Source organism: Bacillus sp. HSf4, from assembly GCF_029537375.1.
Taxonomy (GTDB): Bacteria; Bacillota; Bacilli; order Bacillales; family Bacillaceae; genus Bacillus; species Bacillus sonorensis_A.
Genome location: NZ_CP120679.1, coordinates 3,267,501 through 3,287,899, shown reverse-complemented (window position 1 = coordinate 3,287,899; position 20,399 = coordinate 3,267,501). Strand labels below are relative to the sequence as shown.

Sequence of the window (20,399 nt, the reverse complement as noted above, 5' to 3'; positions counted from 1 at the left end):
CGTTTTGTCTAGCTTTAGTCATCGGCATTTATCATATTAACCGTTAATGAATGATCGGTGTCCCTGACAGAGGCGTAAAAAATCTCATGGATGTTGTCATACCCTTTTTCCTTCAGTTCTTTCTTTAGCCAATCTTCGTCTTTGTTGATTAATGTTAAATTATGCTTTTGAACCTTTCCCTCGATAATGAGCGCAATCGGTAATCCGCTGTAGTCTGTTTTGATATGCAAATCCTTCGGCGTCACCGGAATCAGATCCTTTTTTGGCAAAATGCTGATTTCCCCGTTCGCCTCAAGGATCGCATACTCAATATCTTGAATATCAGGATAGCCTGAAGCCCTTAGATTCGAGAGAAGTTCCGCCAAAGAATATCTGCTTTTTTTCAAATTTGAATAAATGACTTTGCTGTGCTTGATCAGAATCGTCGGCTTCCCAATAATAAAGTCGTTCAGCCAATTGAATAAGCTTAATTTTGAAATGATCAGATGGACGATCGTGATCACAGCGATTCCGATGATTCCCTCGTGAACCCCTTTAATTTTAATGGGAGCAAAGGCCAAATAGGCTAAAAAGATAATCGCTCCGAAATCGTAGGGGGTAAGCTGCGCCAGTGCAGATTTCCCTAAGAGCTTAACAGCCAAAATAAATATAAGAAATAAAAGGATCAATTTAGCGACAAAAACAAACATGACAGGGCCTCATTTCGCGGTTTGTTATCATTACTAAATATTCCCTTTTCTGAGGCGGGTTAAAAGAAAAATTTTTAATTGCCCTATTTTATATCATTCCTCATGGAAAAATACATGAAAGGAGCGACAATAGTTCATCATAACGATTGGAGGTGCACGCTTGATGTTACATATATGGATTACCGGCCTTTTGTTGTTGGCTCAGCCCGCCGATCATTCTGATAGCTTGACGATTACCCAGCAAGGAGAGACGATTGCCACTGTCGATCGTTCCGACTTTAAGACGGCGCTTCCAGGTACGCCGCTGATCGATGATGAAAAATATCGCCAATTTGTCGATCGGCTTGATCAGAAGATTTCCCGCAAGCCCGTAAACGCTGTGATCAACGATCAGGGGAGAATCGTCCCGGGAAAGATAGGTTACAGACTGTATCGGCAGGCGTTTAAGGAAAAGTTTTATGACTATTTTTTCGGCCATGGCCCTTCCAAAATCGAAGCTCCTGAATTGAGCATTTTTCCAAAAGTGGACAGCGAACTGCTTGCCCACATCCGGAGTCAGCAGATTGGCCAGTATGTGACTTATTTTAATTCCAGCAATCAAAGCCGGTCACACAATATTTCGCTTGCCGCAAAAGCCATTGACAATCACGTTGTCTTCCCGAATGAAACATTCTCGTTTAACAAAGTTGTAGGTATGAGAACGCAAGGCAAGGGATACATGCGCGCTCCGATCATCGTCAAGGGTGAGTTGTCCGAAGGTGTCGGCGGGGGAATTTGCCAGGTCTCATCGACCCTGTTTAATGCCGTCGATCGCGCCGGATTGCGAATCGTTCAGCGCTATTCACACAGCAGGCGGGTTCCTTATGTGCCGCCCGGACGCGATGCCACTGTGAGCTGGGGCGGTCCTGACTTTCGCTTTCAAAACAAATACAACCAGCCGGTGTTGATTCGGGCGAAACGGTATGGCGGAAGCATGATTGTTACGCTTTACTCATCAGATGTGATCAATAATGAAGAGCGTAAAGTTCCGAAGGCCCCGTCAAGCTTGCCAAAAGAAATCCAAACGGAGGAACCGTGAAAGCTGCCTGCGAAAAACTTGACAAAAAAATTTATTTATGCTATAATTTACTATTTTGGATATAAGCTATATAATAGGATTCTCCTGGCCGGGGGAATCCTATTTTTTTGCTCTAAAGTGAAGGAGTTGCTTTCCATGAAAAAAGACGAATCCAGTTTAACTTCATTAATATCCGCTTTTGCCAGAGCTTATCATCATCAGTACGACGAACCTAAAATCTTTGACGACGATATCGCTGAACAATTGATGTCTCCGCAAGAATGCCATGACATCAAAGAGAATTTGATTCAAGGCATCCAGTTTTTCAACAAAGACATAGCGCAAAAGCTTAAAGGGGATAAAGAAGAGATATTAAAATGGGTGACACACGTGCAGCTTTCTCCCACCCCTTTGGCGCGTGCTAGTTATTGCGAAAACATCTTGCATCATGAAGTGACATTGGGGGTCAAACAATATGTGATTCTTGGAGCCGGTTTAGATACATTTTGCTTCCGACATCCCGAATTGAAGGACACCATTGATATATTTGAAATTGATTATCCTGCAACACAGGAGTTTAAACAAAACAGGCTCGATCAAGCCCGTGTGAAAATCCCGGATTATCTTCATTTGATTCCTTTGGATTTCACCAAACCGTTTTCCATTCAAGATCTCATTGAAAAGGGATTTCATGTTAACAAAAAAACGTTTTTTAGCTTTTTAGGTGTTTCTTATTATTTAACCAAAGAAGAAACGGTCAGACTCATGCGTTGTGTAATGGACGAAGTCCCTTCCGGAAGCTCGATCGTTTTTGATTATGCAGACGAAAATCTGTTTCAAGAAAAAGGATTGTATAACCGGGTCGAGAATATGGTGAAAATGGCTGCGGCAAGCGGAGAACCGATGAAATCGTGCTATTCCTATCGTGAAATGGAGATGATGATGGAACAATCCGGTTTGCTGATTTATGAACATTTATCTCCTGAGCAAATCGATAAACGCTATTTTAAAGATCGACAAGATGATCTGTCAGCGTTTGAAACGATTCACTATATTCATGCTGTCAAAAAATAAAACGGCTCAGGTTTTTGTAAATCAAGAAAAACGCCCGGCTTCGGGCGTTTTTCCATTTTACGCTGCTTGATCTTCTTTCTTTTTTTCTTGGGGGAGTACAAGCTGTTTAGGAGGGCATTTGCGCTGCGTCAGTTCAGACACAACGAAGATCGTCGCAAATGCTGTGATTGCAGCCAATGTACGGAACGGAAAGAGAACCACACCGTCTTCAATCATCGGATACGGCAGAAGTGGAGGAATGCCGAAAGCAGGTTCCCCGCCGCCGAGCCTCAAAATGATGGCGACTGCAAACCCAGCAATTGACCCGTATAAGTTTGCTCTTTTATAAAAGAGGGCCATTGTTAACTGGGGAAATAAAATACAATAAACTAAATCTGAAGCTAAATACCATAATGTGTAAACGCTTTTGACATTTAAGGCGATCACGGCTGCTCCTGCCCCAAACAAAACGATTGACCGTTTGACGACTTTTTGCAGCTGTTTTTGTGTGGCTTTGGGCTTGATCAGCGGACGGTAAATGTTCCATGCAGCCATTGACGATGCCGACAGAATCGATGAGTCCATACTTGACATGACAGCTGCGGCTATCGCGCCCAATCCGATGCCTGCCACAATACCCGGTGTTAAATAAGCCAGCGCCTGTGGCAAAACCATCGCCGGGTTATCCGGTGCGGTTGTACCGAACAAGCTCCAATCCGCACTATTTGCGGAAGCTCCGATCATCACACAAGGAATAGCGGCGATAATGCAGATGACTCCTGCGATAATAGACTGCCACATGGCAGCATTTTCCGATTTGGCTGAAAGAACGCGCTGGAAATAGACTTGCCATGCAATCCCTCCGAAAATCAAGAGAAACGCATAATCCCACCAGTTCCAAAAAAGGTTTCCCCATTCTGAATCCTTCCAGCCGTCCAATGGAGGAAACAGGCTGGCAGCGCCGCCGAAATCATGTTTGTAATTGGTCCATACGACATCCCATGAACCGACATTAGATAGTACAAAGGGGACAACGAGAATCAATCCGAGCAAAATGATGATCATTTGAAATACATCTGTAAAGGCAACCGCCCACATTCCGCCGGCAACCGTATATGCAATCGCTATCATTGCTGAGAGAATGATCGAGGTTTGAAAATCGATATTCAGAATCATTCCGAATGTCGTGCCCAATGCCGTTAAAATCGCGGCGCTCCAAAACAATTCTCCTAACAGCGCCGGTATATACAAAATCCCGGCCATCCGCTTACCGAAGCGCTGTTCGAGAGGATCGATAATGGTCATAAACTCATAACGGCGCATTTTTCTCGCGAAGAAAATCCCGCCGATGATCAGACTTAACGCATAGCCCCACGGCGCTTGGGCCCAGACGATTCCGCTGCTGTAGACCGATTCCGCGGTTCCGTTGATATAGCCTCCGCCGACCCAGGTTGCGGCCATGGTCACCATTCCGACGAAAAACGGCATGCTTCTTTTGGCAACAATCATATCGGAAAACGAATTTGATTTCTTCGCTGCGTAAAAAGCACCCAGATAATAAGTAAAAGCAAAGAAAATCATCATCGAAATAAAACCGCCCCAATGGATATCCGCATTGGAAAATCCGACATAAGCCAATATTCCTCCCAGAAATATTGCAAATATCAATAACTTCAGCCAATTTTTTTTCTTTTCAGCATAATTCATGTATGCACATCGCCTCCGGAAATATTTTTTGAATTTTCTTGAAATTAAAATGTGAAAAAGGTTTTGCGCCACTCTATAGAGAAGCATAAAAATGACTTCAGAGCGGATAAAACCTTTTTATTTCTCGTTTTCAATTGGTATAAACTCGAATATCTCTCCTGACTGAACAGACTTGGCGAGTCTCAGCAGCCAGTCGTAATACGGTTTTGAATGTTCAAGCTGCTCATAAAGAGCACTTGCCTCTTCTTTAACGCTTTGACCGGCATCATCGCTATCGATGATGTCCATTAGCGCTTGCTGGGCGTCTTTAATCGCTGTCAGATTGACTTTAACTTCTCTTTCCCATTTTTGCGGGAAAAAGCTTGTGAAAAATTTGAAGAAATCCTTTTCAGCGACAAAGCTGTGCTTTCTTCTGCCTCTATGGAATGTCTTTTTCACGACGTTTAAGTCCTGCAGCTTTTTTACGCTCGTGCTCATGCTGGGCTTGCTCATCTGCAGCTCTTCCCGCATTTCATCCAGCGTCATCTCATCTGAAAAGTACATCGTTCCGTACAAAATTCCCGCGCTTCGGGTAATTCCGTACAGATCCATCGTTTCTGCGATGGAATCAATGACCAAGTCTTTTGCTTGAGCAATGGTTTCTTTTGCTGCAAGATCACGGGTATCGTTCATAACTTGCCTCCTTTCAGGGCGAGCGGAAACATTCATCATCGAGATCAACATCCTTAGAAATAAAGGGGTGAATCCGAATTCCGCGTTAAGTTTGTTAAGTTATTTCTGTATGTTCTTTATGTTAACGAAAGAAATGAAAATGTCAAAATTAAATTTTTTTTGAAATCCGGCTCAGCCCATGTGAGGAGTGCGTTCATATAAAATTCAAAAAAAATAATCGGCAGAATTTTCTTTGACACAAAAAAATCCGCATGATAAATTCAAAGTGTTCAAAACGTTAAATTTTTATTTAACAAACTTTGCGTGATGAGGAGGTTGCTTTTATGAGTCAAACACTTTTCATTGACGGAAAATGGGTGAGCGCCGAAAAAGGCGAAACACGCAACATTATCAATCCTTACAATCAAGAACATATTGAAACCGTCAGTGAGGGAGACAGAGAGGACGCTGTGAAAGCGATTGCCGCTGCACGCCGCGCTTTTGACGACGGCGAGTGGGCGAATACACCAGGTCTGGAACGCGGCAATATCGTGTTAAAGATCGCGGAACTGATCAGACGCGATCATGAAGAACTGGCAGAGCTGGAATCGCTTGATACAGGTAAAACATTAGAAGAAAGCAGAGCCGATATGGATGATATTGCAAACGTTTTTCAATATTATGCAGGGCTTGCTGATAAAGACGGGGGAGAGGTGATCTCTTCACCGATACCGGATTCAAAAAGCGAAATCGTCAGAGAGCCTGTCGGAGTCTGCGGGCAAATTACACCGTGGAACTATCCGCTCCTGCAAGCAAGCTGGAAGATTGCTCCGGCTCTTGCGGCCGGCAACACAATCGTTGTGAAGCCAAGCGAAATCACGCCGCTGACAACGATCAAAATCTTCAAGCTGATGGAAGAAGCGGGCGTGCCGAAAGGTGTTGCCAATCTTGTGCTCGGGCCTGGAGCCACTGTGGGTGATGAGCTCGCCAGAAATACAGACGTCGATCTGATTTCTTTTACCGGCGGAATTGAAACAGGGAAGAAAATCATGCAGGCGGCAAGCACGAATGTTAAGAAAATCGCGCTTGAGCTTGGCGGGAAAAATCCAAATATTGTGTTTAAAGACGCCGATTTTGATGTAGCGGTTGACCAGGCGCTGAATGCGGTGTTTTTCCACGCCGGACAGGTTTGTTCTGCGGGCGCCCGTCTGCTTGTCGAAGAATCGATCCATGACGAATTCGTGGCAGAGCTTGTAAAACGCGCGAAAAAAATCAAGCTTGGCAACGGATTCCATGAGGAAACACAAAGCGGTCCGCTCATTTCCGCTGAGCACCGCAGCAAAGTCGAAAAATATGTCGAAATCGGCCTCGAAGAAGGTGCAAAACTTGAAACTGGCGGTAAGCGCCCGGAAGATCCGGAGCTCGAAAACGGTTTCTTCTACCTGCCGACGATTTTCTCAGGCTGCAAGTCTGACATGAGAATCGTACAGGAGGAAGTGTTCGGACCTGTATTAACAGTCGAAGCATTCGCGACAGAGGAAGAAGCCGCAGCCCTTGCAAACGACACGATTTACGGCCTTGCCGGCGCCGTTTGGACACAGGATATCGAAAAAGCGGAACGCGTCGCATCCAAGCTGCGGATGGGTACGGTCTGGATCAATGACTTCCACCCTTACTTCGCTCAGGCGCCTTGGGGCGGATACAAGCAGTCAGGCATCGGCCGCGAGCTTGGCCGTATGGGTCTTGAAGAATACACGGAAGTCAAGCATGTGTACCGCAATACAAAACCGGCAGCCGTCAATTGGTTTAAAGCATAAAAAGGAGGAGATTATTGATGACTTTAAATATGAAAGTAGAAGCAATGAACAAATTCCACACGTTTGAAATTCCGACTGTCATTAAGCACGGCATCGGCGCTGTTAAGCATGTGGGGGAAGAAGTGAAAAAGTTTGGCGTCACAAAAGCGCTTCTCGTGACAGACCCTGGCATTTACAATGCAGGCGTGACAAACCCAGTCGTTGAATCTCTGCAGGAAGCCGGCGTTGAAGTTGTCGTCTTTAATAAAGTAGAGCCAAACCCTCCTGTACGCCTTGTAGCTGAAGGATCAAAGCTTTATGCAGAAGAAAACTGCAACGGCCTTGTCGCAGTCGGCGGCGGAAGCTCAATGGATACGGCGAAAGCGATCGGTGTTGAAGCGACTCATGAAGGCTCAGTCCTTGATTATGAAGCCGCAGAAGGAAAAAAACCGCTTGAAAACCGGATCCCTCCGCTCACGACCATTCCGACGACAGCCGGAACCGGCTCAGAGGTTACACAATGGGCGGTCATCACAGATGAAGAGCGCGAATTTAAATTTAATACAGGCGGACCGCTGATCGCGGCACACTTGACAGTCATCGACCCTGAATTGCATGTATCCATGCCACCGCATGTTACAGCGATGACAGGTATTGACGCATTGGCTCATGCGATCGAGTGCTACACGATGAAATTTGCACAGCCGATCACTGACGCTGTAGCGTTATTGGCGATTGAATACGGTGCGCATTACATCCGCAGAGCGTTTGCTGACGGGGAAGACCTTGAAGCGAGATACGGAATGGCTCAAGCTGCAATGCTTGCAGGTCTTTCATATGGAAGCGAATCAGCGGGTGCGGCCCACGCAATGAGCCAGACACTCGGCGGAATCATTCCGGTCGCACACGGCCAATGTGTGGCAGCTATGATGGGACCTGTTATGGAATACAACTGGAAGGGCTACCCTGAAAAATTTGCGCGCATCGCCAAAGCATTCGGCATCGATACAAGCGGTATGTCAACGGTCGAAGCGGCGAAAGCTTCAGTCAATTGGATGTATCAGCTTGTAGAAGATTTAGAGATTCCTAGCCTTGAGGAACAAGGTGTATCACCTGAGATGATCGACCGCCTTTCAAAAGAAGCAATGAAAGATCCGCAAACGGTCGGAAATCCAAGGGATCTGAACGAAAAAGCATACAATTGGATTTACAAACGCTGCTTTGATTTAACACCGAAAACGGTATAAAAAACATGCGGCCCGCTGTGAACTCACACAGCGGGTTTTTTCAATTTGAGAAAAATAGACAGGCAATGTAAAATAAATCACATATTCAAATAAAGGGGATGGATCGAATGTGGAAAAAATGGACCGCCGTAGCCGAGAACGTTTACATAGCGGAAACTCCGTCCTTTGTGACAGACAAAAAAGAAAAGATTTCGCTTGATTACGGGGGAATTCCCGGCGACCTTCATTTCGGTTTGACAAAGAAGGCGGGGGCGCGGGAGCCGATGTATCAAAAGGGGACGGAGATTTTTAACAGAAGGCAGATTTCGATCGTCTCAGTCGAGGAATGTCTGGTGATGGCTGAAAAGCTCGGCGTTCCCGCCGTTTTGCCCGAATGGCTCGGAGCCAATATCGCTTTGAGCGGCCTGCCTCATTTGACATCCTTGAGAGAGGGAAGCCGATTGATCTTTCCGAGCGGGGCCGCACTTTTATGCGAAGGTGAAAACGAACCGTGCATTCAGCCCGGGGAAGTCATTCAGCAACAGTTTCCGGACAAGCCGAAGCTTGCTTCCCGATTTGTGCGTCATGCGATGGGCAGAAGAGGAATCGTCTGCGTTGTCGAACGCCCGGGCCTTATTTTTCAAGGTGATCATGCGGAAGTATGGTCCTATTCGCCTAATGCGGTAAAGGGTGACGCCAGGTCATTTGCATAGCCGAAGCAGGAGACCCTTGAAAAAGGGTCTCCTGGAGCATTTCGGCGATTCCCTTGTCAGCAGCTGTGAAAATCGTTCCGATGCCAAGGCCTCCTTAGACAGCGGAGAGGTTTCAATCACGCCCCAATTTCTGTTTGATTTCCTGGATTTGCTGAATATGCCGTTTTTCATGATGACCGATAAAATCGATCCATTGCCTGACCGTCAGTTCTTTAAAGACCGGATGAGGCAATACCCGCTGAAAATCTTCTTCCTGAAAGGCGGCGATGACGGAGGTCAGCTGTGTTCTGACATTGTCCAGCTCAGCCTTGATCGTTAACAAATCTGTGTTTTTTCTTTCAGGCTCGACATGTTGAGGCGCTTTTCGTTTAGGGCTTCGCTCCTCCGCGATCTTGACGGGCTTTTCTTCTATTGTTTTGATCGGTGCATGCTGAATTTTTTCTTTGAACAAATGAGCGGCCATCAAATCGATCTTTTTCAAATGATCCAGCACTTCTTGAACGCTCCATTCTTCCTCTGCCGGCCTTTTATTCAAATCCTCATCTGACAGGCCTTGAAGTTCGCTCCAAAGTTCTTTTCTCGCTTCATTAAAAATGCTCATCGTGAATCCCCCCTGTGTTAACTTTACCATAATGAACGCTGGTAAAATAAATAAGCGCTCGATTTTTATATCATATTCAGATATGCTTAAGAAAAATGAATGAGAGAAGGGGCTTTTTTGAAATCGAATCTGTATCCGTATGCGGCATTGGTGGTCGGCGTTTTGGCCGTATCCTCCTCAGCCGTTTTCGTCAGATTGTCAACAGCCGAACCTGGCATCATCGCATTTTACCGGCTGTTTTTTTCAACTTTGCTGATCTTTCCTTTCTTTTGGGGAAAACGAAAAGAGGTTTTGCGTTTTTCCAGAAAGGACTGGCTATTTTCCGGGGCGGCCGGATTTTTTTTAGCGTTTCATTTCATTTTATGGTTTCAGTCACTTGAATACACGACAGTGGCAAGCTCAGTCGTGCTTGTTACGCTTCAGCCCATCTTTTCCTTTCTGGGGACTTATGTTTTATTTAAAGAAAAGGTTTCAGCGGCTGGAGTTGTCAGCGCGCTTCTGGCTATCGGCGGAAGTGCATATATCAGCTGGGGGGACTTTAAGGTGAGCGGGCAGGCGTTGTATGGCGATATTCTCGCCTTGATCGCCTGCGCATGGGTGACGGCCTACCTGCTGTTCGGGCAGCACGTCAGAAAACGACACAGCCTGTCTGTTTATACGTTCATCGTCTACGGAATCAGCGCCGTTGTTCTACTCGTTTACTGCCTGTTTGATGGCGCGGCTTTTTTCTCCTACCCGCCTGCGGACTGGGGCTATTTCGTTCTGCTTGCCGTCATTCCGACTCTCCTCGGACACTCGTTGTTCAACTGGGTATTAAAGTGGCTGAGCACCAACATGATCTCTGTGGCAATTCTTTTTGAACCGGCAGGCGCGATTGTTCTGGCCTATTGGATTTTGCATGAGTCCGTCATGACCACACAGCTTGTCGGCGGCGCGGTCATTTTTGCCGGCATTCTACTGTTCATGGCGTCGCAGCGTAATCCCGGAAGAATTGATGTGCGAAACAACAGGGCGAAAAGAATGATTTGAAGCGGGCTTTTATCCGGTCAGAATGTCTTCGCTTGAGTAGCGGATGTTGTTTTCCTGTTCGGGCCTTGCCAGTGAAAACGCCAATGTCAGCGGTCCGAGCTTCCCAAGGAACATGATAAAGATGATGATCACCTTCCCGATGGGCGACAGGTCCGCTGTAATGCCCATCGACAGCCCCACCGTGCCAAAAGCGGAAACCACCTCAAACAATATGTTCAAAAAAGGGGTGGGCTCTGTGATATTTAAAATAAAAACGGCAGCCAAAATCAACAGCACACTGATGGTCGAGATGGCGAGAGAACGAACGATCATTTTGTCTTTCAATGTTCTTCGGGCGACGGATATATGTTTTTTTCCTTTCAGAAAGGAACCGACTGAGAGAAGGATGACGATAAATGTTGTCAGCTTGATTCCTCCTCCGGTTGAAGCGCTTCCCGCCCCGACAAACATTAGCAGCAAGAGCAGTGTGATCGTGGCTTCGTGCAAGCTTCCGATGTCAACCGTGTTAAAACCGGCCGTTCTTGGTGTAACGCCTTGAAAATAGGCGCCTAACAGTTTTTCGCCGAACGGCAGCGGCCCCAGTGTTTTGGGGTTCCGGCTTTCAAGCAGGAAGACCATGATCAAGGCGTAAACATTCATCGCAAATGTCCCGTAGATCATCAATTTTGAATGCAGGCTTAAATGTTTAAAATTTCGCTTATGCCACAAATCCGACAACACGGTAAAGCCGATTCCTCCGATGATAAACAGCGAAGTGATGACAAGGTTGATAAGCGGATCGCCTTCATAGCGCATCAAGCTGTCAGGCCACACGGAAAAACCGGCGTTGTTAAAGGCCGATACCGAGTGAAAAAGGCTGTAGTAGACCCCGTTTTTCCAGCCGTATTCAGGAACCCACTTCAATGCCAGTATGATCATCGCCGTCATTTCAATTGTAAAAGAAAAAATAAATAAACTCCGGATTAATTGAATGATGCCGCCCAAAGAAGTCTGATTAAGAGATTGCTGTATCAGCAGCCGTTCTTTAAGACCGATTTTTTTTCCCAGCATAATAAATATAAGAACCGCAAAAGACATAATCCCGAGTCCGCCGAGCTGAATCAAAATAAGAATCACCGCCTGGCCGAACGCCGTGTAATCCGCTGCGGTATCAACGACGACCAGCCCGGTTACGGTCATGGCCGATGTCGCGGTAAACAGCGTGTCAATCCAATTCACGCGTTCCGGTGTTGCAATCGGAAGCTTTAACAAAAGGGTGCCCAACAGGATAAAAAATAAAAAAACCAGGACAAGCAATTGCGACGGGCTTAACTGAATCTGTTTGAATTTCATGTTTAATCACCCTTTTTTTCAAAGGCTTCAATATCTTTATTTTGGCCAATCACAATTAAAACATCGTTTTCATAAATGATATCTTCGGCGCTGGGAGCAATGATAAAATGACCGTCCCTTTTGATCCCCACGATATTGCAGCCGAAATTTGCACGGACATCAATATCGCCCAGACTTCTTCCATCCAGTTTCTTCGTTGCGACAATTTCGACAATGCTGTAGTTTGACGAAAGCTCGACGAAATCGATCATTTTTTCAGACGTAATATGGTTTGCTATTCTTCTTGCCATGTCTTTTTCAGGATGAATGATTCGGTTGACGCCGATTTTGCGAAGGACCTTTTGATGATAATCATTCTGCGCTTTTGACCATACCTGGGGAACACCCATTTCGATCAGCAAAAGCGAGGTTAAGATACTGGCCTCAATGTCGTCTCCAAATGAAACAAACGCATGGTCAATATTGCGAATGCCGATTTGTTTTAATGTGTTCTCATCGACAGCATTGGCGCAAACAGTGTAGGTGGCATAGGCCGAATATTCGTTTACTTTTTCCTCTGATTTATCGATGCCTATGACCTCGGTTCCTTTTTCGTGGAACGCCTTGACAAGGCTGCCGCCGAACTGGCCGAGCCCGAAAACGGCATAAGATTTCTGCATCCTGCTCACCCTTTTGGCTGTTTTTCTTTTAGTGTTTACGTTTTTTTCCGAAAAACACGCCTCGGTTTACATCTTTGGGAAAAGAGCAAAAGTGAGATGAACGATTTGCGGAGACGGTCTTGGGGAGCGGGCTCGCTTTATCAAGCGGAAAGTCAGCTGAGCGAGCCGCCGGTTTCGCGGATGTCTGTTTTGTGATTGGCAGTGACGGATGCGGCAATTCGCAATCCTTTGATGATCGTTTCCAGACTGAGGCTGGGCTCTTTTTTATCGACCGTTTGTTCAGGCAGGTACGGAATGTGGATGAAGCCTCCGCGCATATTGGAGGAAGTGCGGTCAATGTAGCGCATCAGCCGGTAAAATAAATGATTGCATACGAAGGTGCCGGCCGAATTGGAGACAGATGCGGGAATCCCGTTTTCCCGCAAGCTTTTAACGATTCGCTTAATCGGGAGCGAGGACAAGTAAGCGGCAGGACCTTCGGGTGAAATGTATTCATCAATCGGCTCCTGTCCCCTATTATCGGGAATTCTCGCATCATCGATATTAATCGCGACACGTTCCGGTGTGATATGAAGTCTTCCACCGGCTTGTCCCACACAAATGACCGCATCAGGTGCATGTTTTGCGATCGCTTTTTCCAAAACGTCCGCCGACTGGTGAAAGACGGTCGGGATCTGCTCGACGGCAATGACCGTGTCATCGGTGCGATCGCCGTCCAGCCGTTTAACAGCTTCCCAGGACGGGTTGACAGGCTCACCCCCAAAAGGGTCAAATCCTGTTAGAAGAACTTTCTTTTTCATACGAATCGCTCCTCTAAAATATGTGTTTTAAGACATGGCTACGGCAAAATACCCATCCGGGCAAAATGCCGAATGGGTATTGTTTCGTTATGATCAGCCGCTTGCACCTCGGGAAGCCAGAATCATCTGATCGCTTTGGGAGGCGGCTTGGGATGCATCATCTGCTAATGAAAAACTGAAAACAGCTCCCAACAAGCATAATGCCAGTAAAAACTTTTTCATATTAATCTCCTCCTCTTCCGGCGAGTTTGCTCGCCTTATCTGTTTTAATATAAAAGTAAATCGCTTCCTTATATAATTTCTGTTCCCGGTAATAATTCGCCACATCCATCAATAATTCCTCCAGATCTACCCAAGCTTTTTTATTTTCTAATTGATGAACAAAGTCCTTGATAATTTCCATTTTATTCTCGATATCTGAATATAATGTATTTAAAATATTGAATTTTAATTCAAGGATTTCGCTGTCCATTTCCCGGGATTTTTTAAAGCCTATATCGATCCATTTAAAAGCTTGATCATATGCTTTGGTTTTCAGGAGAGATCTGGTGTTTTCATAAACGCACAGAATATAAGCATAATTTGCTTTTTCAAAATCCTTGACGGCGAAAGCTTTCGAATAAAACGCCAGCGCTTCTTCATGTTTCTCTTCTTTGCTTTTTAAAAAGCCCATATTGTAATAGGCGTAAGGCAACAAATACCGGTCGCCGATTTTTTCGGTTTTTGCGATCGCTTCTTTTAATAAATCTTCACTTTCTGAAAATTTAAACTGATCAATATAGTTAAGCCCCATCAGCATTTTGCAATTGATGACCCTTTTGGCGTACCCGTCGTATCCTTGAAAGATTCCCGAGGCGATATGAATATGGTGGATCGACAGCCATGTCGCCTTTAAATTGTAGTACAGCACGCCGATTTTATAATGAAATTCGGCTTTTTCTATTTCATTTTGAATCGCTCCAAGCCTTTTTTCCGCTATTCTGAAAAAATTGAGCGCTTCCGTATGATTTTGCTTGTAGTCTTCATAGATTCCCTTGAAAAGATAAAAATAATAGTTCAACTTGTCATCGGTGCTTTTTGGGTCTTTATCATGAAAGCTGATGGCTTCTAATTTTTCGGTGGATGATTGGGAGATATCCTCAAGAAGGAGCCTTAAGCGAAAATCCAACATTTGATAATAGAGGAGGACATCCTGATCTTGTTCCATTTCTTCAATGGCTTTATCTATGTCATCTTTCATTTCGATCGAGCGTGAAATGTCTCGTTTCTTCATCAGTATGTACCAATCGTTCAGCATGTTGGCGACTTCCTGAGAAGCCACGGTTTTAGCCATGTTCTTCCCTCCAATCTTTGTGAATTTTTTGTAAATTGAAGTTCTATTAATCATAGCATAAACTGCCGCCGTCTGTGAATATCGCTGAAATCCGAGTTTGCCCCTGTCGGCAAGCTGATAAAGGACAATTTTCGGTCTATATGGTCATTTTCCAAAAGAAGTGAGAGAAAAAAGCAAAAACGACACCGAGCGGAATACAGGAGATCATTGCCGTTCCATTCACCAATCCGTCGGCTCCGCTAATTTTCAAGGCTTCCCGGTAGCCTATTAAAAAATGGATGATGGATAGCACATAACATATAAGCATCATATAGTAAGGATTCATTTTAATACCTCCCTATTCGCTATACTATATTACATTCAATAGAAGCAAGGTTTATGACTTTTTTAAGCTGCAAAATGGACGGAATATTATAGATGAAAACAATTTTTATTACAATACATGTTTTTTAAAAATATTCCATTATAATCAAAGAGAAAAGATAGATTTAGGGGGGACAATTCAATGAAAAAAAGGCTGATGCCGCTTGTAATCTGCGTATTGTTATTCATGCCTGGAGCTGGGGTTTTTGCTGCACCGAAACAGGCGGAGCTTAAAGAGTACCTTGAAGAGGTAGGAATGACAGAAAAAGAATTGGAAGCCTACTTACAAAATACGTATGATGAAAGTCTGAAAGATTTTGATTCAACGGAAGAATTAAGAGATTTTTTGGGGGAAAGACTGACGAAAGAACTTCTCGCTTCATATTTAAAAGAATATGGGTTAACTGAACAAGAAGCCGCCGGGCTTTTCGCGGAAAACGGCTATATGGAAAGCGGACAAAACATCCTTGACGTGTTTCTGTTTGAATATGAATTGGATGACGCCCTTTTTTCAGTGACATATGAAGAAGGTGATGATGTGGAAATCGGCAACATCTTTCAGGAATTAGGCGTTGACGATTCTGAATGGGAGAGGCTTGTCAATCATCTTCGCAATGTGCGGGACAAAAATCCCAATTTTGAAAACGATCTGTTGGCGCTGGGGGAACGGCTTGAAGCGGTAGCTGATTTTGAGTCGGTATCAGAACTGTCAGGCCAAGACATCGCGGAAATGATTTCTGTATTGAATGATCTTCAAAAGACGCTTGAAGTGAAAACGAAATATTACCTTGTCAAGGACGGCAAGAAAAAAGCGGTGACTTTGACAACCCTTGTCAGCGCAGATGAGCTGAAGGGAGCGAGCCTTCTTGTGGAAGTCTACGATCTGAAAGGAAATTTCATTTTGGATGTGTTGCTTACACCTGAAATGATCGGCTCGGATCTCATTCATGATACAGGTTCAAAAGTGAAGCAAACGCAAACCGCTGTTAAGCATGATGCAAAGAAATCTCATGTGAAAAAGACGGTTACAGGGGCAAAGCTTCCAAAAACTGCAGGGCATTATGCGGAATGGTCCATGCTTGGATTCGTTTTGATGGCTGGCGGATTTTTCATGGTCAGAAGGCTTCGGAAGGCAGCTTAAAGAAACGCAAGCGAATGGGCGCTTTTTTATGGGGAGTGAGTCAAGATCAGAAGATCCCGGAAAAAAAGAATGTTATTGGTGTTATCCATCATGATGATAGCGGCAGGGCTCTATTTAACGACGTCAAATGGATTTAAGCTGCTTCATGGCTATACCCTGTTTTCATTTCAGGAGATGAAAAAAGAGAAAGTCCCAGAAACAAAGCCCGTTCCAGCCGAAAAAAAAGAAAAAACCGTGATTGAGCAGTCGTTTGCAAACGGTGAAAAAATCGGTGATCTTGTGATCCCGAAAATCAATGCCGTGCTTCCGATTTATCATGGAACTGACGAGGATGAACTTCAAAAGGGAGTCGGCCATTTTGCCGGATCAGTGCTGCCTGGTGAAGATGATAATTCCGTTCTGTCGGGCCATCGCGATACGATCTTCAGAAGGCTCGGGGAAGTGGGGAAAGGGGACCGCTTAATGATAAAAGCCGTCTACGGAACCTTTACCTATCAAGTGAAAAAGGTTCGAATCGTTGATGCGGATGATCGGACGGTGATCGTCCCCAAACCGAGAGCGACGCTGACTGTTTCCACCTGCTACCCGTTTGATTTTATCGGTTCTGCGCCAGAGCGTTATGTTCTGGTAGCTGATTTGCTGGAACGGAAAAACAGCGGCACCTAAACCAGGTGTCCGCTGTTTTTTTATCTCATATCATCGCCCGTCCTCAGAAGCCTCGGAGCCGTCAGCAGCAGCAGACAGAGCACGATTGTGCAAATGACAAATGACGGAACCATATATGTGCCATTATACGTTAAGGTATAAATCCAAACCGGAGTCCCTTTCGGCGCATAATTTGCGAAAAAGACCGCACCGCTGATGACGTGGGCGAGAAATTTCAGTCCGCTTCCAAAAAAGACCGCAAGCGTGACATAAGCAACAAGCTTCCCTTTTGCGGTTTCCGCGGCCGAAGTTCGGATCGGACCTGCGAATAAACCGCCGATTCCAGCGGCTGTTGGCGCGATAAAATAATCGAGCAGAAATTGGATCGGATGAACGTAAAAAAGCCCCCCTGTGACAAACTGGAGCAATCCGGCCAGCAATCCGGTCATCAGCCCGGCTTTCAGTCCTCGCCGAAAAGAGATTAAAAAAATCGGGATCATCATGATGGCAATCGAACCGCCCTGGGGCATTTTTAAAAACATCCCGGAAATCGCATCTAAAATCATTGCGATTCCTGTCATGATTGCAATTTCAATAAGCTGTACGAGTTGTTTTGATTGATTCATTGTAACCCTCACTTTTGATGAACAAAGGGATACTGGACTTCTTTCCCAATAAAAAAGCAATGCGGGGAAGGAGTAGGAAAGTTTTCCACGCACTGCTTTGGATGCAATTAGAATGACTTTGCCACATCCCTACGCCAGCGTTAACTAACAGGTTCAAAGGGTCAGAACGGTTGTTCACTCTCAGCCCGAAGGCTCCCCTTGTGGTCATCATGTTATTTAGTTATTTTCTACTATACTAAAAAAGAAAACAGACGACAAGATAAATATTCAAAAAAATTTGCTTATTTTCTCCAATATGTAGCAATCACGTCTTCCTTTCTTTATAATAGGACTTATTCGTACGTACAAGATGCAGTAAAGGGTTGATCTGATGAGTGAGCATACAAAATACAGCATGGTCAAAAATCAAATTAAATCATGGATATATGAGGGCAAAGTCAAGCCTGGGGAAAAAATTCATTCCGAAAATGAATTAATGAAAATTTTTGATGTCAGCAGACATACGATTCGGCAGGCTATCGGTGACTTGGTTCATGAAGGCCTTCTGTACAGGGAACAGGGCTCAGGAACATATTGCTCACATCGCCTCCGACCTTCTGACAAAGGCAGGGAAAGACATAAAATGATCGGCGTCATCACGACCTATTTGTCTGACTACATTTTTCCCTACATTATCAGGGGGATCGAATCGACGTTGTCGAGTGAAGGGTATACGCTGCTCGTCGCAAGCACGAATAATGACATAGAGAAAGAAAAACAATGCCTTGTCAACATGCTTGACAAAAACATTGACGGATTGATCGTTGAACCGACGAAAACCGGAAGCTTCAATCCGAATTTGAACTACTACCTGACGCTTGAACAGCATCATATCCCTTACCTGATGATCAATCAGCTTTATCAGGAGCTGAATCCGCCCCATTTTATTTTAGACGATGAATACGGCGGATTTATAGCGACTGACCATTTAATCAAGCTCGGCCATGAAAAAGTGTTCGGCCTTTTTAAACAGGATGACATGCAAGGCGTCAACAGAATGAAAGGTTTTATCCGCGCTTTCAGAGAAAACGGCCTGTCTTTTTATCCGGACATGGTTGTCACCTATACGACAGAAAACAAGGAAGAAAAGACCGTCTCTGAGGTGAGAAAACGCCTGTCTTCTTCAGATCGTCCGTCGGCCATTTTCTGCTATAACGATCAAATTGCCCTTTTAGCGCTTGATGTGATTAGGGAACTCGGTCTGAAAGTACCTGAGGACATCTCGATTGTCGGCTATGATGATTCGCATTTAAGCCAGGCCTCGGAAGTCAAGTTGACTTCAGTCACCCATCCGAAAATGCAGATGGGAATTGATGCGGCCAAGTGGATGATCGCTAAAGTCGAAGGGCGAAACGCCGATCAGCTTGAGCATTCCACTGTCTATAAACCTGAACTGATTGTCAGACAATCGACGGCGGAATTAAAAAAGCGCTGAAAAATATAAGGGAATCGAAAAAGTGGACTGCCATCACCTGAATGAATGGCGGTCTTTATTTTGGATCAACTGACCGCTAGCTAAAGCGGAAAGATAAATGAAAATGTGTTGGTGTGATTTCCGGTTTTAACAGCTCCGAGATCTCCCCGAAACAAGAGAAACCGCTGCCGAAAAGAGTGGTCAACGTTTTTTCGGTAAACTATGTTGTCAGCACATAACCTATAATGGAAGAAAAGCATTTATGAGTATGGTCGGCAACTTGCTCCATTTTATTCATTAAAGAAAGGGGCGGAAATGCTTCATCTTATAAAGCGGAAGTTATCTCCTATCTAATAGAAGAAACAAAACGGTGCAATACTATCCTTTGATTGGCTATGGTTATTGAAGGCAAAAGTTTATCCTTTAGGTGTGCATATACGTTCGATGTGCAATATCGTTCATCTTGATTATTATTTTTTTGAAAAAACTATTGTACAAAACATAAATAGATGTTATATTAATGTCCGTGCCTAAAAAACGGCTTTATAAAAACAACGTTTTGAAATGGATTTAAAAAAGTTGTTGACATCACTTTGGTAGAATGTTATATTAATAAAGTCGCTTCTTTGAGGCGGAAATGATCTTTGAAAACTAAACAAGACAAAACGTACCTGTTCATTCATTTTTATAAATCGCACATGCGAGTGTGCGTAGTCATTATCAAACAGGCCTGTACGATGCAGGTCACACAGACTCATCTGTGTTCCATTTATGGAGAGTTTGATCCTGGCTCAGGACGAACGCTGGCGGCGTGCCTAATACATGCAAGTCGAGCGGACCGATGGGAGCTTGCTCCCTGAGGTTAGCGGCGGACGGGTGAGTAACACGTGGGTAACCTGCCTGTAAGACTGGGATAACTCCGGGAAACCGGGGCTAATACCGGATGCTTGATTGAACCGCATGGTTCAATCATAAAAGATGGCTTCGGCTATCACTTACAGATGGACCCGCGGCGCATTAGCTAGTTGGTGAGGTAACGGCTCACCAAGGCGACGATGCGTAGCCGACCTGAGAGGGTGATCGGCCACACTGGGACTGAGACACGGCCCAGACTCCTACGGGAGGCAGCAGTAGGGAATCTTCCGCAATGGACGAAAGTCTGACGGAGCAACGCCGCGTGAGTGATGAAGGTTTTCGGATCGTAAAACTCTGTTGTTAGGGAAGAACAAGTACCGTTCGAACAGGGCGGTACCTTGACGGTACCTAACCAGAAAGCCACGGCTAACTACGTGCCAGCAGCCGCGGTAATACGTAGGTGGCAAGCGTTGTCCGGAATTATTGGGCGTAAAGCGCGCGCAGGCGGTTTCTTAAGTCTGATGTGAAAGCCCCCGGCTCAACCGGGGAGGGTCATTGGAAACTGGGGAACTTGAGTGCAGAAGAGGAGAGTGGAATTCCACGTGTAGCGGTGAAATGCGTAGAGATGTGGAGGAACACCAGTGGCGAAGGCGACTCTCTGGTCTGTAAC

Annotated in this window: 20 protein-coding genes, 1 rRNA gene and 1 riboswitch (1 of these 22 only partly in view); of the genes, 10 read left to right on the top strand and 11 right to left on the bottom strand. The window is 45.1% G+C overall.

What is annotated here, in order from left to right; all coding sequences use genetic code 11:
- Nucleotides 1-14: 14 nt before the first annotated feature.
- On the bottom strand, nt 15-689 hold the full coding sequence (locus tag P3X63_RS16985) for a DUF421 domain-containing protein (RefSeq protein WP_026588422.1): 675 nt from the start codon (nt 687-689) through the stop codon (nt 15-17).
- 163 nt (nt 690-852) lie between these two features.
- Between P3X63_RS16985 and P3X63_RS16980 the strand changes: the two genes are divergently transcribed.
- On the top strand, nt 853-1,767 hold the full coding sequence (locus P3X63_RS16980) for a VanW family protein (protein ID WP_026588421.1): 915 nt from the start codon (nt 853-855) through the stop codon (nt 1,765-1,767).
- A gap of 135 nt (nt 1,768-1,902) precedes the next feature.
- Entirely contained in the window at nt 1,903-2,820 is a 918-nt protein-coding gene (locus P3X63_RS16975) for a class I SAM-dependent methyltransferase (RefSeq protein WP_277691555.1), read from the top strand.
- A 57-nt stretch (nt 2,821-2,877) separates the two neighbouring features.
- On the opposite strand, the gene P3X63_RS16970 is transcribed toward P3X63_RS16975, so the two are convergent.
- Both P3X63_RS16970 and cudC read right to left on the bottom strand, forming a co-directional pair.
- Nucleotides 2,878-4,506, bottom strand: coding sequence for a high affinity choline transporter 1 (locus P3X63_RS16970; RefSeq protein WP_026588419.1), 1,629 nt, complete (start codon nt 4,504-4,506; stop codon nt 2,878-2,880).
- A 117-nt stretch (nt 4,507-4,623) separates the two neighbouring features.
- The gene (gene cudC / locus P3X63_RS16965; RefSeq protein ID WP_277691554.1) at nt 4,624-5,178 is read right to left on the bottom strand and encodes a choline uptake/conversion transcriptional regulator CudC; all 555 of its coding nucleotides are present in this window, start codon (nt 5,176-5,178) and stop codon (nt 4,624-4,626) included.
- Nucleotides 5,179-5,501: 323 nt separating this feature from the next.
- Between cudC and betB the strand changes: the two genes are divergently transcribed.
- From betB to P3X63_RS16950, 3 genes are all read left to right on the top strand, one after another.
- The gene (betB, locus tag P3X63_RS16960; protein WP_077735462.1) at nt 5,502-6,974 is read left to right on the top strand and encodes a betaine-aldehyde dehydrogenase; all 1,473 of its coding nucleotides are present in this window, start codon (nt 5,502-5,504) and stop codon (nt 6,972-6,974) included.
- Nucleotides 6,975-6,991: 17 nt separating this feature from the next.
- On the top strand, nt 6,992-8,200 hold the full coding sequence (locus tag P3X63_RS16955) for a choline dehydrogenase (protein ID WP_026588416.1): 1,209 nt from the start codon (nt 6,992-6,994) through the stop codon (nt 8,198-8,200).
- 107 nt (nt 8,201-8,307) lie between these two features.
- Entirely contained in the window at nt 8,308-8,892 is a 585-nt protein-coding gene (locus P3X63_RS16950) for an MOSC domain-containing protein (protein WP_026588415.1), read from the top strand.
- 112 nt (nt 8,893-9,004) lie between these two features.
- Here P3X63_RS16950 and P3X63_RS16945 read toward each other — a convergent pair whose 3' ends face one another.
- A complete protein-coding gene (locus P3X63_RS16945; protein WP_026588414.1) occupies nt 9,005-9,493 on the bottom strand; it encodes a DinB family protein in 489 nt (162 codons plus the stop codon).
- Nucleotides 9,494-9,610: 117 nt separating this feature from the next.
- Between P3X63_RS16945 and P3X63_RS16940 the strand changes: the two genes are divergently transcribed.
- The gene (locus P3X63_RS16940) at nt 9,611-10,522 is read left to right on the top strand and encodes a DMT family transporter (protein WP_077735609.1); all 912 of its coding nucleotides are present in this window, start codon (nt 9,611-9,613) and stop codon (nt 10,520-10,522) included.
- 9 nt (nt 10,523-10,531) lie between these two features.
- Here the strand turns inward: P3X63_RS16940 and P3X63_RS16935 are convergent, their stop codons facing one another.
- The 6 genes from P3X63_RS16935 to P3X63_RS16910 form a co-directional block, all read right to left on the bottom strand.
- Complete coding sequence (locus P3X63_RS16935) at nt 10,532-11,854, bottom strand: TrkH family potassium uptake protein (RefSeq protein WP_026588412.1); 1,323 nt, start codon at nt 11,852-11,854, stop codon at nt 10,532-10,534.
- A gap of 2 nt (nt 11,855-11,856) precedes the next feature.
- Nucleotides 11,857-12,513 carry a potassium channel family protein gene (locus tag P3X63_RS16930; protein WP_026588411.1) on the bottom strand — a complete coding sequence of 219 codons (657 nt, stop codon included), beginning with the start codon at nt 12,511-12,513 and terminating at the stop codon, nt 11,857-11,859.
- A gap of 152 nt (nt 12,514-12,665) precedes the next feature.
- Nucleotides 12,666-13,313 carry a pyroglutamyl-peptidase I gene (gene pcp / locus P3X63_RS16925; RefSeq protein ID WP_077735460.1) on the bottom strand — a complete coding sequence of 216 codons (648 nt, stop codon included), beginning with the start codon at nt 13,311-13,313 and terminating at the stop codon, nt 12,666-12,668.
- A gap of 93 nt (nt 13,314-13,406) precedes the next feature.
- Entirely contained in the window at nt 13,407-13,535 is a 129-nt protein-coding gene (locus P3X63_RS16920) for a hypothetical protein (protein WP_256860181.1), read from the bottom strand.
- Nucleotide 13,536: 1 nt separating this feature from the next.
- Nucleotides 13,537-14,646, bottom strand: coding sequence for a response regulator aspartate phosphatase (locus tag P3X63_RS16915; protein ID WP_077735459.1), 1,110 nt, complete (start codon nt 14,644-14,646; stop codon nt 13,537-13,539).
- Nucleotides 14,647-14,782: 136 nt separating this feature from the next.
- Nucleotides 14,783-14,971 (bottom strand): hypothetical protein, encoded by a 189-nt coding sequence (locus P3X63_RS16910; RefSeq protein WP_026588408.1) that lies wholly within the window; start codon nt 14,969-14,971, stop codon nt 14,783-14,785.
- A 180-nt stretch (nt 14,972-15,151) separates the two neighbouring features.
- On the opposite strand from P3X63_RS16910, the gene P3X63_RS16905 reads away from it, so the two are divergent.
- Together P3X63_RS16905 and P3X63_RS16900 are read left to right on the top strand one after the other, a co-directional pair.
- Complete coding sequence (locus P3X63_RS16905; protein ID WP_026588407.1) at nt 15,152-16,150, top strand: processed acidic surface protein; 999 nt, start codon at nt 15,152-15,154, stop codon at nt 16,148-16,150.
- 93 nt (nt 16,151-16,243) lie between these two features.
- Complete coding sequence (locus tag P3X63_RS16900) at nt 16,244-16,816, top strand: class D sortase (RefSeq protein ID WP_077735608.1); 573 nt, start codon at nt 16,244-16,246, stop codon at nt 16,814-16,816.
- Between the two features lie 20 nt (nt 16,817-16,836).
- Here the strand turns inward: P3X63_RS16900 and thiT are convergent, their stop codons facing one another.
- Nucleotides 16,837-17,421 carry an energy-coupled thiamine transporter ThiT gene (gene thiT, locus P3X63_RS16895; protein ID WP_026588405.1) on the bottom strand — a complete coding sequence of 195 codons (585 nt, stop codon included), beginning with the start codon at nt 17,419-17,421 and terminating at the stop codon, nt 16,837-16,839.
- Nucleotides 17,422-17,530: 109 nt separating this feature from the next.
- Nucleotides 17,531-17,630: riboswitch (TPP riboswitch) on the bottom strand.
- Nucleotides 17,631-17,791: 161 nt separating this feature from the next.
- On the opposite strand from thiT, the gene P3X63_RS16890 reads away from it, so the two are divergent.
- On the top strand, nt 17,792-18,895 hold the full coding sequence (locus P3X63_RS16890) for a GntR family transcriptional regulator (RefSeq protein ID WP_026588404.1): 1,104 nt from the start codon (nt 17,792-17,794) through the stop codon (nt 18,893-18,895).
- A gap of 747 nt (nt 18,896-19,642) precedes the next feature.
- Nucleotides 19,643-20,399, top strand: a 16S ribosomal RNA gene (locus P3X63_RS16885) (it continues 792 nt past the right edge of the window).